Raw genomic sequence first — 16,239 nt, 5'->3', positions numbered from 1 at the left:
AGAAAAAAAGCCGATATCTAATCGACTTTTTTAGGCATTATTATAGAAATAGCCGGCTCATGGGCAAATATTTCTTTTGCAAGCTCTTGGACCGAATCCAGTGTTACTTCATCAATTGTTTCACTCACTTCATCTAAGGAACGATGTTTTCCAAAAAGGAGCTCATTTTTTCCATTCCTACTCATTCGTGAATTTGTACTTTCTAAACCAAGTAGTAAGTTTCCTTTTAATTGCTCTTTTGAATTTGTAACCTCAGTCTCCGTCATTCCATTCTTTACAATTGTTTGAATTGTATCGAAAATACAATTCTTTAATTCCGTTAATTGATTACTAGAGGTTCCACCATATATTGCAAGAACTCCAGTATCTTCGTATGCAGAATGGTAAGAGTAGATTGAATAAGCAAGCCCTTTATCCTCACGGATATCCTGGAAAAGTCTAGAGGACATACTTCCTCCCAAAATATTATTCAATACAACGAGACTATAAATATTGTCCGCTTTTACACTTAAAGCAGGATAAGCTAAACAAATATGTGCTTGCTCCGTTTCTTTGGAATTTTCTGTATAAGTAGCTTTGAGCTTTGGTATTTCTAGCGTTGCAACTTGTGAGTTTACACCCATAAAATGTCCAAATAGCGATTCAATATATCCTAATAATCCCTCTTGTATGTCACCTGCTACGGAAACGACAATATTTTCAGGTATATAATGTTTTTTCATATAGGATAAAATAGATTCTTTTGTAAAGCTGTTTAAAGTCTCTTCTGTCCCTAATATTGGTGAACCTAAAGGATTGTCTTCGTACATAGCTCTCCATAAATATTCATGAACAATATCATCAGGTGTATCTTCCACCATATTTATTTCTTCCAGAACTACCTGTCTTTCTTTATCGATTTCATTTGAGTCAAAAGTAGAATTAAAAAACATATCGGCAAGTATTTCTACTGCATGCGTCGCATGGTGATTCAATACCTTTGCATAGTAGCAAGTATTTTCTTTAGATGTAAATGCATTTATGTTACCGCCGATTCGATCAAATTCTTCTGCAATTTGTTTTGCAGATCTTGAAGATGTACCTTTAAATAGCATATGTTCAATAAAGTGAGTTAGCCCGTTTTCTTCTGGCAGTTCATTTCTCGAACCTGCCTGTACCCATATCCCAACAGCAACAGAGCGTACATGTGGAATATGTTCAGAAACAATACGAAGTCCATTTTCACAAGTAATTTTATTAATCAAATTAACAACACCCCTATTTATATTATTCAAACATTCAAAAAGGTTGCCGTAGAAACTTAACTACGGTCAACCTTTTGTGTTGGAACGTTTTATACTCTTCTACTTATTATCTGTCAAGCCTCCAACTCTGCTCGAGATCTAATGGAATTTCCACAGTGACGGAAGAACTGCCTCCTGTGGATAACCATTTACTTACTGCTGATTATTGGAAACCTTTCTTACTTCATTACTGTTCTTTTTGTTCTGCACGTTCTTTTTCTTCTTTTATTACTACTTTTCTAGAGAGATTTACACGGCCTTGGTTGTCGATTTCTATAACTTTTACTAAAAGCTCATCGCCAATTTTTAAGACATCTTCCACATTCTTCGTACGTTCTTCTTGAATTTCCGAAATATGAAGTAATCCATCTTTTCCGCTGAATATTTCTAGGAAAGCACCGAATTTTTCAATACGTTTCACTTTACCTAAATAGTATTCACCAACTTGTGCAACTCGAACAATATTCTCTATAATTTCTCTTGCACGAGCAATCATATCTTCGTCTGCTGAAGCAATATAAATTGTACCATCTTGCTCTGTATCAATTTTTACCCCAGTTTCATCAATGATTTTATTAATTTGTTTACCACCTGGTCCAATTACATCACGGATTTTATCAGGGTTAATTTTAATAACAGAAATTTTAGGTGCATATTTAGAAAGCTTTTCACGAGGTTCACTAATAGTAGAAAGCATGCTTTCTAAAATCTGCATACGTCCAATTTTAGCTTGTTCAAGAGCTTCTTCTAAAATGGTTCTTGATAGACCCTCAATTTTGATATCCATTTGAAGCGCAGTAATACCTTTAGATGTTCCTGCTACTTTAAAGTCCATATCTCCAAGATGATCTTCCATACCTTGAATATCCGTTAAAATTGTATAGTTCTCGCCTTTTTTGACAAGACCCATCGCAATACCTGCAACTGGTGCTTTAAGAGGTACCCCAGCATCCATCATTGCAAGTGTAGAAGCACAAATACTTGCTTGAGATGTAGAACCATTTGATTCTAATACTTCTGCAACTAATCGAAGTGTATATGGGAAATCATTTTCATCTGGAATCACTGCTTCTAGAGCTCGTTCGCCTAAAGCGCCATGTCCAATTTCACGACGACCTGGAGCACGAATCGGTCCAGTTTCACCAACACTAAATTGCGGGAAATTATAATGATGCATGAAACGTTTTGATTCCTCTAAACCAAGTCCATCGATAATTTGTACATCGCCAAGCGGTCCTAAAGTACAAATACTCAAAGCTTGTGTTTGTCCACGAGTGAACAATCCTGAACCATGTGTTCTAGGTAAAATTCCTACTTCAGAAGATAGAGGACGAATTTCAGCTACTCCACGACCATCTGGACGAATTTTATCTTCTGTTATTAAACGGCGAACTTCTTCTTTAACCATCGCATCTAAAATTTCGCGAACTTGTTTTAAAGTTTCTTCCGATGCTTCTTTTGCTGTATATTGATCTAATACTTCATTTTTTACTTCTGTAATAGCATCTTCACGAGCGTGTTTTTCTTGCACTTGTATTGCTTGTACAAGTTTTGCTTCACAAATTTCTTTTACTTCTACAAAAAGTTCTTTATCCAATTCAAAAAGAGGAATTTCTTTTTTCTCTTTACCTATCTCTGCAACAACTTTTTCTTGGAATTCGATTAGTTTTATAATTTCACTGTGACCAAACATAATTGCTTCTAACACAACTTCTTCAGAAACTTCTTTCGCTCCTGCTTCTACCATGTTTATCGCATCTTTTGTTCCTGCGACAGTTAAATCTAATATACTTTTTTCCATTTGTTCAACAGTTGGATTAATGAAAAATTCATCACCAATTAAACCTACTTGAACTCCAGCTATTGGTCCATCGAATGGAATATCCGATACGCTAAGTGCTAAAGAGGAACCGAGCATTGCCGCCATCTCTGATGAGCAGTTTTGATCGACAGACATAACCATTGAAATTACTTGAACTTCATTACGAAATCCATCTGGGAATAAAGGACGAATTGGACGGTCAATTAAACGACTAGTTAAAATTGCTCTTTCAGAAGGGCGTCCTTCACGTTTAATAAATCCACCAGGAATCTTACCAACAGCATATAATTTTTCTTCATAATTAACTGTCAATGGGAAGAAATCCAGATTCTTAGGATTCTTTGAAGCAGTTGCTACTGATAATACGCTTGTATCACCATATCTTACTAAAACTGCACCGTTTGCTTGTTTTGCAAGTTGTCCTATTTCCACTTGCAATGTACGGCCAGCCCATTCGTACGTAAACACTTTCTTTTCACTCATTTAATCAGAACTCCTCTCAACTTAAAAAAAACTCCTTATACAGGGCATATAAAAGTATATGTATCATAAGTAGTGTATCAAAAATATCGAAACTATGCGAAGTATTTTATGCAAAAGAAAAAGCGGGACGAATCCCGCTTTCAGACTGATGACAAACGCTTTCATTCTTCGTTCCTTGCATATCGTTGTAAGCTCATGAACCATTAGTTCAATTCGCTTCCGCCTCATGCTGGCGCGCCTAGACTGACAAGCGTTTTCAAGCCAGACTGAAGTAAAAACTTCAACAAACTTTTGTCACAATCTAAAAGGGGAAAATAATCCCGCTTTCTTCCATGTTATAATTATCGACGTAAACCAAGTTTAGCGATTAACTCGCGGTAACGTTGTACTTCGTTTTCACGTAAGTATTTTAACAAGTTACGGCGACGTCCAACCATTTTGAAAAGACCACGACGTGAATGATGATCTTTCTTATGTGTACGCAAATGTTCGTTTAAAGAATTGATTTCTTCTGTAAGAATTGCGATTTGAATATCAGCAGATCCAGTGTCACTTTCGTGAGTTCTGAACTCAGCGATAAGTTCATTTTTGCGTTCTTGTGTAATTGCCATGTTATTTTCCTCCTAAAATTTCATAGTATCCCCAGTTCCTGAGCAATCGTTGGAGAATCGAAAAAGCCAAGGAATGGTTAAGTACAGTTTTGTACTTTTAAAATATACCATAGGAATGAATGAGAATCAACTTATACGTTTTCTTTAAAAAAATTAATAGCAACTAATTTATCTTTGGCAATCTGTTCTTTTAATTCCTCTATGCCATTAAATTTCTTTTCTGAACGTATTCTCTTGTACCAATGTACATCGACTTCTTCTCCATAAATAGACTTATCGAAATCTATAATATGTACTTCAATCGAAAGTTTTTTATCATCTGGATTGTTAAAAGTTGGTTTATATCCAACATTGCATACACCTTCAAACCAATTTTCCTGTACTCTAATTTTCACAGCGTAGACACCCGTTGCAGGCGTATATTGGCCTTCTATTGGTTGTACATTTGCAGTTGGAAAATTAATCGTTCTTCCTCTTTTATCTCCGTGAATAACTACCCCCGAAAGTGTAAAAGGACGACCTAAAAGTTCTTTAACTTCTCCTACGTTACCCGCTTTAAGATTAGCTCTAATTCGAGTAGAACTGATTTTCTCTTCATTCATTTCTTGTTTATCGACAACTGAGACAGAATACTTTCCTTCAGCAAGTAAATCCATTTCTTTCATAGTCCCTTTACCATAAGCTCCAAATGTAAAATCAAAACCAGCTGTCACATGCTTTACATTTGCTTTTTTGATAAAAGCTTCAATAAATTCAGCTGGGGTTAACTTAGCAAAATCGGAAGTAAAACGAACTACAAATAAAGTATCTACGTCTAGTTTTTTTAGAATTTCTATTTTCTGCTCCAATGGAGTAATATAAAATACTTGTTCTTTACTTTTACCAAGCACTAAAGATGGATGAGGATCGAAGGTCATCACAGCAGTTTTGATATGAAGCTCTTTAGCCTTTTTGTATGCTTCTTGAATAACTGCTTGATGCCCTCTATGTACTCCATCAAAAAAACCTATAGCTAAAGAGAAGCTATCCTTGTTTAAATTCTCAAATAAATGATTTGGGTAAGATAAGTGATGTACTTCCATATTAATCTCCTTTTTCCGTTGAAAACATTTTCTCCGGTTTCATCATACCATTTTTTGTTGGATGCTTTACATAAACTGCTCTAGGTACCGAATTTTGCGTATATACAATTTTTTCATCTTTTTCAAGGAGTGAATGTGCTTTAATCACCTGTCCATTTTCTATACTTTTTTCTACTTCTGCTGTAATCTCAATACTTGGCCAACTTTGCAAAGCATATTTTATCGGAAACATAAAATCATTTAACCGCTCGTCATCCTTGGCAATTTCTACCTCTGATAATGTTAGACATTGCTCTTTTGTAAAGCTCCCTGAAGCAGTCCGAACTAAAGAAGACATATGTGCAGGGTACCCTAATAGCTCACCAATTTGCACCGCAAGCGTCCGAATATACGTACCTTTACTGCAACTTATTTCAATTGAAAAGGAAACATTTTCACCGATGAAATCCTTTGTTTCATCTAATAGATTTAATTGGTAAATGGAAACTTTTCTACTTGGACGTTCGACTTCTTTACCTTCTCTTGCATACTCATATAACTTTTTCCCATTTACTTTTACTGCTGAATACATCGGTGGGGTTTGAACAATTTCACCTGTCAATTGATCCAGAACGGTTAAAATTTGTTCACGAGTAAAATGTTTTTCGGTTTGATCGTGGTGAACAATTTCACCATCGGCATCCTCAGTTGTAGTAGAAGCTCCAATACTGACTGTAGCAATATAAGTTTTTCCTTGCTCCATAATATATTCAGAAACTTTAGTAGCCTGACCTAGACAAATTGGTAATACACCTTCGACACTTGGATCAAGCGTACCTGTGTGTCCAATTCTTTTCATTTTTAATATTTTTCGCAGTTTAAATACACAATCATGGGAAGTCATCCCCTTTTCCTTCCATAACGGAAGTATACCTTCATACATCTTTTCACCTCTTATAACAATAATTTACAACAAAAAAGTCTGCTTGTAATAGTAAGCAGACTTCTCTTGTTTTTTATTCTTCTGATGATTTGTTAATTTCTCGTAATAAATCATCAATACGATTTCCATAAGCTGCAGATTCATCAAATTTAAATAGTAGCTCTGGCGTAATTCGAAGTCTTATTCTATGTCCAATTTCGGAGCGAATAAATCCTTTTGCTTTTTCTAAAGCTTTTAAAGTATCATCACGTTTTGTTTCTCCGCCAAGAACAGTTAAATAAATTGTCGCTTGTTGAAGATCTCCCGTAACTTCTACATCCGTTACAGTAACAAAACCGATACGAGGATCTTTAAGTTTTCGGACAATAATTTCGCCTAACTCTTTTTTCATTTGTTCAGCAACTCGGTTTGCGCGCATAGACATGATCGCTACACCTCATATTCTGATTATAAATATTCTTTTCTTAATTCAATACGTTCCCACTCAGGGTTAGAATCAAGATAGCGGATGGCATGCATTAGTTCACGCTCTGCTGCTACTTTATCTGAGGCAACAGTCACTATACCAATACATGTTCTCTGCCATACATCCTGATGATCCAACTCTCCAATAGAAACATTAAATTTTTGTTTTGTTCTTGTGAGCATTCGTTGAAGAACAGCTCTTTTTTCTTTTAAGGAATGTGCAGTAGAAATGATGTATTCACACTCTGCATATACAATCATTATCGTTTAATCTCTTCCATGATAAATGCTTCAATAATGTCGTTTTCTTTAATATCATTAAAGTTTTTAATCGTTATACCACATTCATAGCCTTTTGCAACTTCTTTTGCATCGTCTTTGAAACGTTTTAACGTATCTAATTCACCCTCAAAGATAACGATAGAATCACGGATAATACGAACACCGCTATCTCTTGAAATTTTACCTTCCGTTACGTAAGACCCTGCAATTGTTCCTACTTTAGAAACCTTGAACGTTTCACGCACTTCTGCTTGACCAATAATTTTTTCTTGGAATTCAGGATCTAAAAGTCCTTTCATAGCAGACTCAATCTCTTCAATTACTTTATAAATAACTCGGTGTAAACGAATATCTACGCCTTCTTGGTCAGCTGCTCGTTTTGCATTCACATCAGGACGAACATTAAACCCAATAACGATAGCATTAGAAGCAGCTGCTAATGTTACATCCGACTCAGTAATCGCTCCTGCCCCAGTGTGAATGATTCGAACATTTACACCTGCTACTTCAATTTTCATCAAGGAAGCAGCCATTGCCTCTACAGTACCTTGAACGTCTGCTTTAACAATAATGTTTAATTCTTTCATTTCCCCTCGTTTCATTTGATCAAACAAATTATCTAATGTTACACGGGTTTTTTCAGAACGTTGGTTAACTTGAGCTTGTGATGCACGAGTTTCCCCTACTTGACGAGCAGTTTTTTCATCTTCAAATACGACGAATCGATCCCCTGCTTGTGGTACTTCATTTAATCCAGTGATTTCCACTGGCGTTGATGGGCCAGCATCTTTTACACGACGTCCTAAATCATTAACCATAGCACGAACACGCCCGTATGCATGACCTACTACAATTGGGTCACCTATTCGTAAAGTTCCATCTTGAACTAGTAATGTTGCAACTGAACCTCTACCTTTATCTAGCTGTGCTTCGATAACTGTACCAAGTGCTAGGCGTTTTGGATTTGCTTTTAATTCTGCTACTTCTGAAACAAGTAATACCATTTCAAGAAGGTTGTCGATACCTTCCCCTTTTAAAGCAGAAATTGGTACGAAAATTGTTTCTCCACCCCATGCTTCTGGTACTAATCCATGCTCAGTTAACTCTTGCATTACACGGTCAGGATTAGCTGATGGTTTATCCATTTTGTTTACAGCAACAATAATTGGTACTTCGGCTGCTTTTGCATGATTAATCGCTTCGACTGTTTGAGGCATTACACCATCATCAGCAGCAACTACAAGAATGGTAATATCAGTCACTTTAGCACCACGAGCACGCATTGTTGTAAAGGCTGCATGTCCAGGGGTATCAAGGAACGTGATCTTTTTACCATTATCAACGATTTGATATGCTCCAATATGTTGAGTAATTCCACCTGCTTCACCAGCAGTAACCTTTGTATGACGAATGGAATCAAGTAAAGTTGTTTTACCGTGGTCAACGTGTCCCATGATTGTAACTACTGGAGGACGTTCCTTCAGGTTAGCTTCATCATCTTCTGTCGATTCGAAATGCACTTCTAAATCAGTGATATCGATTTTGATTTCTTCTTCCACTTCTACACCATAGTCTGCACATATTAATTCAATTGCATCCTTGTCAAGTTCCTGGTTAATTGTTGCCATTACTCCAAGTAAAAACAGTTTTTTAATAATTTCAGATGGTTCACGACCTAATTTTTTCGCTAGCTCTGTTACTGTTAATGACTCAGTGAATGTAATTTTTTCAGGGAGTTCTCTTTCTTTTCTTGGTACTGGTGGTTGAACAGGAGTAGTAGGTCCTTTTCTTCTCTTTTGAAATTTTTGACCTGGTCGATTTTGTCCACCTGGTCTGTTTTGCCCTCCTGGACGATTATTATTGAAAGGTTTTTTATCTTTCGAATAATTGTTTGATCCTTGGGAAGTATTTCCTTGGGAAGATTGTCCTTGGTTAGAAGGTCTAGCTTGCCCTTGGTTTGATGGTCTTGATTGACCTTGATTTGATGGTCTTGATTGACCTTGATTTGATGGTCTTGCTTGACCTTGATTCGAAGGTCTAGAACCTTGGATTGAAGGCTTTGATTGACCTTGCCCTGTTGGTTTTGATTGTCCTTGATTTGATGGTCTTGATTGTCCTTGATTTGATGGTCTTGATTGTCCTTGATTTGATGGACGATTGCTTTGTCCTACTTGTTGTGATTTTGTAGAAATCTGTGGTGTTGATTGAGCAGTGTTATTAGTAGTTTCTGTTGATTTTTTGTAAACACTATCTAATTTTTTTACAGCGTCTCCTTCAAGCATTGACATATGGTTAGCTACTTGTATATTAAGCTTTCCTAATTGCTCGATAACTTCTTTACTAGATTTTTCTATTTGTTTCGCGTACTCATGAACTCTGATTTTAGTCATTAGCTCACCCCCGGTTATATTCGTTGAGAAGGCCGGACAGTTTTTTGGCGAAACCGTCATCCATAATGGCTATTGCCACTCTGGCCTCTTTTCCCGTCGCATGTCCGAGATCGTGCCGGTCTCCAAAGACATGCAGCTCAACGTTAAAAGATGCACATTTATCATTAATTTTTTTTGCAGTATTTTGAGAAGCATCTGAAGCCAGTAAGACTAGCTTCGCTTTTTTGCTTCTTATTTCTTTTACTACTAATTCTTCACCAGAAATAGTTTTTCTCGCTCTTGTTGCAAGTCCTAATAATTGTGTTATTTGTTGCTCTACTGTCATTTTAATTTTTCTCTTTCAATTATGACGATTAACTCATCATAAATTTCATTTGGTATAGGTGCTTCTAAATGATTACCTAAGGAGTTTTTCTTTTTAGCTTGATTTACCGCTTCAATCGTTTTTGAAACGTATGCGCCTCTTCCTGACTTTTTACCAGTCAGATCGACAGAAACTTCTCCTTCTTTTGATCGGACGATGCGAATCATCTCTTTTTTAGGATACATTTCGCCTGTAGCAACACATTTGCGCAATGGAATTTTCTTTTGAACTGCCATCCAAACTCACCATCCTTGCTTACTCTTCGTCTTTATAGAAGTCAAAGTCATCCATTTCATCGTCTAGAGTTTCTAAAATAACTTCAGGAGAATTCTCATTCGGATAAATACCTAATTCTCTTGCGTCCGTTTCACTTTTAATATCAATTTTCCAACCAGTTAGTTTTGCAGCTAGACGTGCATTTTGCCCTCTTTTACCAATTGCAAGAGAAAGTTGATAATCAGGTACAACAACAGTTGTAGATTTTTCTTCCTCATTTACTTGTACATCTAACACTTTGGATGGACTAAGTGCATTTGCAACAAAGACAACTGGATCTTCTGACCATTCTACGATATCAATCTTTTCTCCGCTTAACTCGTTCACTATTGTTTGTACACGTGCACCCTTTGCTCCAACACAAGAACCAACTGGATCAATTTCATCATTGTGAGCAAATACAGAAATTTTTGAACGATCTCCTGCTTCACGAGCAATCGATTTAATTTCTACAATTCCTTCAAATATCTCAGGTACTTCCATTTCAAATAAACGACGAAGTAAACCTGGATGCGTTCTAGATACAAATACTTGTGGACCGCGAGTTGTGCGCTCTACTTTTGTAATATAAACTTTAATACGATCATGTGGACGATACGTTTCAGTTTGAATTTGTTCATTCACTGGTAATACAGCTTCCACTTTACCCAAGCCAACATAGATATTGCGTGCATCTAAGCGTTCAACGATACCATTGACAATATCATCTTCACGATCCACATATTCTTCATAGATGAGACCACGTTCCGCTTCACGAACTCTTTGTGTTACAACTTGTTTAGCTGTTTGTGCTGCGATACGTCCAAAATTACGAGGTGTAACTTCTTCCTCTACTACATCCCCCACTATATAGTGTGGGTTAATAGCTCTTGCATCATCTAGAGAAATTTGTAAACGATCATCTTCTACTTCTTCTACTACATCTTTTCTTGAATACACAAGCATAGTACCTGTTGCTAAATTTATGTCTACACGAACATTTTGCGCTTGATTGAAATTTCTTTTATAAGCTGTCACTAATGCAGCTTCAATTGCTTCTATTAATACATCTCTGGAAATTCCTTTTTGTTGTTCGAGCGCAGTTAGCGCATCTAATAAATCACTACTCATAGCTATCACTCCTCAATATACATTATGCAGAGAAATCGATTGCTAAACGAGCAAGCGCAATTTTCTCTTTATCAATTTGAATTTTAACTCTTCTAGTTTTCACACGCACTTCAATTAAAGCACCTTCATCATCTGAATAAGAAAGTAATGTCCCTTCAAATTCTTTTGCACCATTTACAGGCTCATACGTTTTAATATAAACATATTTTCCGACAGCTTTTAGAAAATCTGCATCTTTTTTCAATGGACGTTCTGCACCTGGTGATGAGACTTCTAAAAAGTAGTTTTCTTTAATTGGATCCACGACATCTAATTTTTCACTAAGCTTTTCACTAACTTGAGCACATTGCTCGATATCAATTCCACCAGCTGGTGTATCAATATATACTCGTAAAAACCAATCGCGACCTTCTTTGACATATTCAATATCTACAAGCTCTAAGTTCAACTCCTGTAAAATCGGGGTTACAAGCTCTTCAATTTTACTTGTTATATTACTCATACATACCTCCTATATAACAATATTTTCTATATAACAACAGAAAAGAGCGGGAAATCCCACTCTTTCGTCACAGAACTATGAAACATTGGTAGTTTTATATTACCATACTACTCAAATTCATGCAAATTGAGAACAAAAGTGGAAGCATTGAAGCGGTGACTTTCAAAGGAAAATTAACCCGATTCATTTTAAAACAAAGAAAGCTGGTTTGCATCTGGAAGTCCATCTAAACAACCCATTGCATCCATGTATTCAATAATTGTTTTGGAAACTTTACCTCTTTGTTGTAGATCCTCTTTAGACAAAAACTCTCCATCTTGTCTAGCTTTAACAATTTGGAATGCAACATTGGTTCCTAATCCTGGAATAGCATTAAATGGTGGTATAAGCGTATTTCCTTCAATTGTAAATTCACTTGCTTTTGACTTATATAAGTCCACTTTTTGCAAACGAATACCACGTTCTGACATTTCAAGTCCGATTTCAAGTACGGTTGCTAAACTCTTTTCTTTAGGAGATGCATCCAAACCTTTTCCATTTATTTCTTCTAATTTTGCTCGGATTGTTTGGGAACCATTAATCATGGATATCAAATCAAAATCAGAAGCACGAACAGTTAAATACGCCGCGTAATATAGTATGGGAAAATGCACTTTGAAATATGCAATACGCACAGCCATTAATACATATGCAGCCGCATGGGCTTTTGGGAACATGTATTTTATCTTTTTACAAGATTCAATATACCAATTAGGAACTCCCTCTTTTTTCATCTCTGATTCAAACTCTGGAGATAAGCCTTTCCCTTTACGAACCGATTCCATTATTTTAAATGCTAACGAAGGTTCTAGACCTTGGTAAATTAAATAAACCATAATATCATCACGACAACCTATAACGTCCGAAAGCTGACAAGTTCCATCTTGAATCAGTTCCTGTGCATTTCCTAACCATACATCTGTACCATGTGAGAGACCTGAAATTTGAACAAGCTCTGAGAAAGTAGACGGCTTCGTTTCTTCTAACATTTGTCGAACAAATCGAGTACCAAATTCGGGAATCCCGAGTGTACCAGTTTTACAATCTATTTGTTCTTGCGTAACTCCGAGAGTTTCAGTTCCGCTAAAGATTTTCATCACTTCAGGATCATCTGTAGGAATTGTTTTAGGATCAATTCCAGATAAATCTTGTAGCATACGAATAACAGTAGGATCGTCATGTCCAAGAATATCAAGTTTTAATAAGTTATCATGAATGGAGTGAAAGTCAAAATGTGTTGTTTTCCATTCAGAATCCTGTGCATCTGCTGGGAACTGTATAGGAGAAAAATCAAAAATATCCATATAATCAGGTACTACAATTATTCCCCCTGGATGTTGCCCTGTTGTACGTTTAACTCCCGTACATCCTTGTACTAATCGATCCACTTCTGCTCCGCGTAAAGTCATATTATTATCATTTGTATACCCACGGACATATCCATACGCCGTTTTTTCAGCAACAGTACCAATAGTACCTGCTCTAAAAACATTATCTTCTCCAAATAATACTTTCGTATAATTATGTGCCTGTGGTTGATATTCTCCACTAAAATTTAAATCGATATCAGGAACTTTGTCTCCTTTAAAGCCAAGAAAAGTTTCGAAAGGTATGTCTTGTCCATCCTTTACATACGGAGTATCACATTTTTCACAGTTTTTGTTTGGCAAGTCAAATCCTGACCCTACTGAACCATCTTGGAAAAACTCAGAATGCTTACAGTTAGGACACACATAGTGTGGTGGTAATGGGTTCACTTCCGTTATCTCTGTAAGCGTCGCTACTAATGAGGAACCAACCGATCCTCGGGAACCAACTAGATAACCATCATCCAGCGATTTTTTAACTAGTTTATGTGAAATTAAATAAATAACCGCAAATCCATGTCCAATAATAGAAGTTAATTCTTTTTCAATTCTTGCTTCCACAATTTCAGGTAGGTCTTCCCCATAGATTTCTCTACCTTTAGCATACGTAAGTGATCTAACTTCTTCATCTGCTCCTTCTATTTTAGGTGTATATAAGTCATCCTTAATAGGTTTTATATCTTCAATAGAATCGGCAATTTTTTGAGGATTGGTTACAACGATTTCTTTCGCTAGCTCTTCACCTAAAAATGAAAATGCATCTAGCATTTCATTTGTAGTACGAAAATGGACTTTAGGTAGTTCATGACGGTTTAGCGGATTTGCTCCACCTTGTGAGTTTACAAGTATTTTTCTAAAAATAGCATCATTTTCATTTAAATAATGGACATTACCTGTAGCAACAACCGGTAAATTAAGTTTTTTCCCTAGCTTTATCATCTTTCGAATAATATCTTCTAAATTCCATTCATCTCTTACTAATTCTAATTCAAGTAAATGAGAATAAACTTCTTTCGGATGAATTTCTAAATAATCATAGAATTTTGCAATGTCCTCTACTTGCTCTAATGGTTTTTGCATTAGGCCCTCAAATACTTCTCCTCTATCACAACCGGAACCGATGATAAGTCCAGCACGGTGTTTTTGAAGAGTAGAACGAGTAATCCGAGGAACTCTGTAAAAAGTAGAGATGTGAGAAAGAGAGACTAATTTAAATAAGTTTTTCAAACCTTCATCATTCACCGCTAGAATTGTACAATGCGATGGTCTCGCTCTTTTGTAGGAATCCCCTTGACCGATGTGTTTGTTGAAATCATCATGATACTGAATCTTTTTTTCTTCCGATTCCTTCAATAGATGCATAAGTAAATATCCAGTCGCTTCACAGTCAAATATAGCTCTATGCGCCTGAGTTAACTCTATATTAAATTTTTTAGCCAAGGATCCTAGTCTATGTGTTTTTAACTCTGGATGTAAGAATCTTGCTAGTTCTAATGTATCGATTACAGGATGAGTAAAGTGATCAATGCCACATTTACGATACCCTTCATATAAGAAGCCCATATCAAATGAGGCATTATGCGCTACTATTATTCCATTCCCTATAAATTCATAAAAATCTCTAATAACATCTTCGATTTCCGGAGCATTCCTAACCATATCATCCGTAATTCCAGTAAGTTCGATTGTAGTAGCAGATAAAGGGTGATGTGGATTAACAAAACGCTCAAACTTATCAATTATCTCACCGTTTTTCATTTTAACCGCAGCTAATTCGATGATTTTATCATAATTAGCTGACAAACCCGTAGTCTCCACATCAAATACAATATAAGTTGCATCTTCTAGCGCTATATGTTGTTCGTCATAAGCAATCGGAACGCCATCATGAACTAAATTAGCTTCTAAACCATATAAAATTTTAATCCCATTCTTTTTTCCCGCAGCATACGCTTCCGGAAAGGACTGAACATTCGCATGATCTGTAATTGCAATAGCTTTATGCCCCCATTTGGCGGCTTGAGATACTAACGCAGAAACGGATGAAACAGCATCCATTTGGCTCATAGGGGTATGTAAGTGCAATTCGACTCTTTTTTCTTGTGCCGTATCCAATCGCACAACAGGATTAATTTCAGACATATCTTGTGCCATAATGATTAAATCTCTTACGAAGGTATCGTTCTGAACTGATCCTCGAACTTTAATCCACATGCCCTTTTTCAATCGTTCCATCATTTGAGCATCCTCTTTGTCACGAGAGAACATTTTTACTAGGATGGAATCGGTATAATCTGTCACTTTTGCTGTCAACAGGGATCTTCCACTTCGTAACTCTTTTACTTCTACATCAAAAACAAATCCCTCGATCGTTACTCTGCGTTCCTCATCTTGAATCTGGCGAATATCCATGATCGGTTCTTCCTTTTTAAGTGGAATACCGAGCTGGAAGGGACCATCTGCCGCTCCATCTGCACCATTTTCCTGACGATCCTGCTCTCTTTTCTGTAAATCAACTAGAGCTTTTTTTCCAAGTTCTTCTTCTTCTAATTTTCGCTGTTCTAAAAATGCTAACTGTGCCTCAGCTAATGCTTGAGTATCCTCTACTAATTTAAAGTCTATAGCCATTTTAGGAAATCCAAAGTTAACGTATGTTTCAGCTAATTGATCTACATATTTTCTTTTTAATGTACGTAGTTCTAGTTCTTGGCCACAAGTAAGTTGGATCATTTGTCCGTTCCACTCTGGTTGTTGCTGAAGTAAACAATCTTTTAGAGGCGGTGCCATATCACTTAATTCTTTCATGACAACCATCCAATAATCTTTAATCTGGGTATCTGAAACTATTGAATTTTCACTTTCAATTGTCAAATGAACACTTGCAATACCTGTAAATTTCTCTTCTAATCTTTGTCTGAAGATAGTAAAAATATCTATCGGTAGAATAGCAGAACAATGAATGTGAAAATGCCATTGTCTCACTTTTTTATGTACAGTAAATCTAGAGATAGATGCATTTTCAAAATGTTTAACTAAAGAATCTTCCGTTAAATCAAGCTGTTGTAACAATATGTGCATTCTTGCTATGCCATCTTGCATCATGTTGAATCCCTCCCTATCAAATCGCCTTGGAATAGTGTGACATCCACCCGAGGCTTAAAATATTTCTAGCAGTTATCTGCCTAACAGAAAAAGAAAGGAAAGTTCAAATGATCGAACTTTCCCTTCTCTAAGATGTTAA

13 protein-coding genes are annotated in these 16,239 nt (G+C 36.3%); all 13 read right to left on the bottom strand.

Going from position 1 to position 16,239, the window contains the following annotated elements; genetic code table 11:
* Positions 1-17: 17 nt before the first annotated feature.
* The 13 genes from PGC35_RS08130 to PGC35_RS08070 all read right to left on the bottom strand — a co-directional run bounded on the left by PGC35_RS08130 (position 18) and on the right by PGC35_RS08070 (position 16,100).
* A complete protein-coding gene (locus PGC35_RS08130) occupies positions 18-1,244 on the bottom strand; it encodes a M16 family metallopeptidase (protein ID WP_375218819.1) in 1,227 nt (408 codons plus the stop codon).
* Positions 1,245-1,470: 226 nt separating this feature from the next.
* Positions 1,471-3,588 carry a polyribonucleotide nucleotidyltransferase gene (pnp, locus tag PGC35_RS08125; protein WP_375218818.1) on the bottom strand — a complete coding sequence of 706 codons (2,118 nt, stop codon included), beginning with the start codon at positions 3,586-3,588 and terminating at the stop codon, positions 1,471-1,473.
* Positions 3,589-3,929: 341 nt separating this feature from the next.
* Positions 3,930-4,199 (bottom strand): 30S ribosomal protein S15, encoded by a 270-nt coding sequence (rpsO, locus tag PGC35_RS08120; protein WP_053589935.1) that lies wholly within the window; start codon positions 4,197-4,199, stop codon positions 3,930-3,932.
* A gap of 131 nt (positions 4,200-4,330) precedes the next feature.
* On the bottom strand, positions 4,331-5,281 hold the full coding sequence (gene ribF, locus PGC35_RS08115; RefSeq protein WP_053589936.1) for a riboflavin biosynthesis protein RibF: 951 nt from the start codon (positions 5,279-5,281) through the stop codon (positions 4,331-4,333).
* Position 5,282: 1 nt separating this feature from the next.
* Entirely contained in the window at positions 5,283-6,203 is a 921-nt protein-coding gene (gene truB / locus PGC35_RS08110; protein ID WP_375218817.1) for a tRNA pseudouridine(55) synthase TruB, read from the bottom strand.
* A gap of 73 nt (positions 6,204-6,276) precedes the next feature.
* Positions 6,277-6,627: a 30S ribosome-binding factor RbfA gene (rbfA, locus tag PGC35_RS08105; RefSeq protein ID WP_053589938.1), complete on the bottom strand. Its 351-nt coding sequence runs from the start codon at positions 6,625-6,627 to the stop codon at positions 6,277-6,279.
* 23 nt (positions 6,628-6,650) lie between these two features.
* Complete coding sequence (locus tag PGC35_RS08100; RefSeq protein ID WP_053589939.1) at positions 6,651-6,929, bottom strand: DUF503 domain-containing protein; 279 nt, start codon at positions 6,927-6,929, stop codon at positions 6,651-6,653.
* Entirely contained in the window at positions 6,929-9,340 is a 2,412-nt protein-coding gene (gene infB / locus PGC35_RS08095) for a translation initiation factor IF-2 (RefSeq protein WP_375218816.1), read from the bottom strand. Before infB ends, PGC35_RS08100 begins: the two co-directional genes overlap by 1 nt.
* A gap of 4 nt (positions 9,341-9,344) precedes the next feature.
* Positions 9,345-9,665: a YlxQ family RNA-binding protein gene (locus PGC35_RS08090; protein ID WP_053589941.1), complete on the bottom strand. Its 321-nt coding sequence runs from the start codon at positions 9,663-9,665 to the stop codon at positions 9,345-9,347.
* Positions 9,662-9,940 carry an RNase P modulator RnpM gene (rnpM, locus tag PGC35_RS08085; protein ID WP_056829313.1) on the bottom strand — a complete coding sequence of 93 codons (279 nt, stop codon included), beginning with the start codon at positions 9,938-9,940 and terminating at the stop codon, positions 9,662-9,664. The genes PGC35_RS08090 and rnpM overlap by 4 nt, the downstream gene beginning before the upstream one ends.
* Before the next feature lie 19 nt (positions 9,941-9,959).
* Complete coding sequence (gene nusA / locus PGC35_RS08080) at positions 9,960-11,090, bottom strand: transcription termination factor NusA (RefSeq protein WP_053589943.1); 1,131 nt, start codon at positions 11,088-11,090, stop codon at positions 9,960-9,962.
* A gap of 22 nt (positions 11,091-11,112) precedes the next feature.
* Positions 11,113-11,592 (bottom strand): ribosome maturation factor RimP, encoded by a 480-nt coding sequence (gene rimP, locus PGC35_RS08075; protein WP_056829311.1) that lies wholly within the window; start codon positions 11,590-11,592, stop codon positions 11,113-11,115.
* A gap of 188 nt (positions 11,593-11,780) precedes the next feature.
* Positions 11,781-16,100, bottom strand: a complete 4,320-nt coding sequence (locus PGC35_RS08070; protein WP_375218815.1) for a PolC-type DNA polymerase III — start codon at positions 16,098-16,100, stop codon at positions 11,781-11,783.
* Positions 16,101-16,239: the final 139 nt, after the last annotated feature.

The sequence above is a fragment of the Psychrobacillus sp. PGGUH221 genome (assembly GCF_042055255.1).
Lineage (GTDB): Bacteria > Bacillota > Bacilli > Bacillales_A > Planococcaceae > Psychrobacillus.
This window is presented reverse-complemented; position numbering and strand designations above follow the sequence as displayed.

What these genes read in the sequence shown, in the direction of transcription:
- rpsO (WP_053589935.1), bottom strand. Translation starts at nt 4,199, where the DNA reads ATGGCAATTACACAAGAACGCAAAAATGAACTTATCGCTGAGTTCAGA.
- pnp (WP_375218818.1), bottom strand. Translation starts at nt 3,588, where the DNA reads ATGAGTGAAAAGAAAGTGTTTACGTACGAATGGGCTGGCCGTACATTG.
- rbfA (WP_053589938.1), bottom strand. Translation starts at nt 6,627, where the DNA reads ATGTCTATGCGCGCAAACCGAGTTGCTGAACAAATGAAAAAAGAGTTA.
- rimP (WP_056829311.1), bottom strand. Translation starts at nt 11,592, where the DNA reads ATGAGTAATATAACAAGTAAAATTGAAGAGCTTGTAACCCCGATTTTA.
- PGC35_RS08070 (WP_375218815.1), bottom strand. Translation starts at nt 16,100, where the DNA reads ATGATGCAAGATGGCATAGCAAGAATGCACATATTGTTACAACAGCTT.
- ribF (WP_053589936.1), bottom strand. Translation starts at nt 5,281, where the DNA reads ATGGAAGTACATCACTTATCTTACCCAAATCATTTATTTGAGAATTTA.
- infB (WP_375218816.1), bottom strand. Translation starts at nt 9,340, where the DNA reads ATGACTAAAATCAGAGTTCATGAGTACGCGAAACAAATAGAAAAATCT.
- PGC35_RS08100 (WP_053589939.1), bottom strand. Translation starts at nt 6,929, where the DNA reads ATGATTGTATATGCAGAGTGTGAATACATCATTTCTACTGCACATTCC.
- rnpM (WP_056829313.1), bottom strand. Translation starts at nt 9,940, where the DNA reads ATGGCAGTTCAAAAGAAAATTCCATTGCGCAAATGTGTTGCTACAGGC.
- truB (WP_375218817.1), bottom strand. Translation starts at nt 6,203, where the DNA reads ATGTATGAAGGTATACTTCCGTTATGGAAGGAAAAGGGGATGACTTCC.
- nusA (WP_053589943.1), bottom strand. Translation starts at nt 11,090, where the DNA reads ATGAGTAGTGATTTATTAGATGCGCTAACTGCGCTCGAACAACAAAAA.
- PGC35_RS08090 (WP_053589941.1), bottom strand. Translation starts at nt 9,665, where the DNA reads ATGACAGTAGAGCAACAAATAACACAATTATTAGGACTTGCAACAAGA.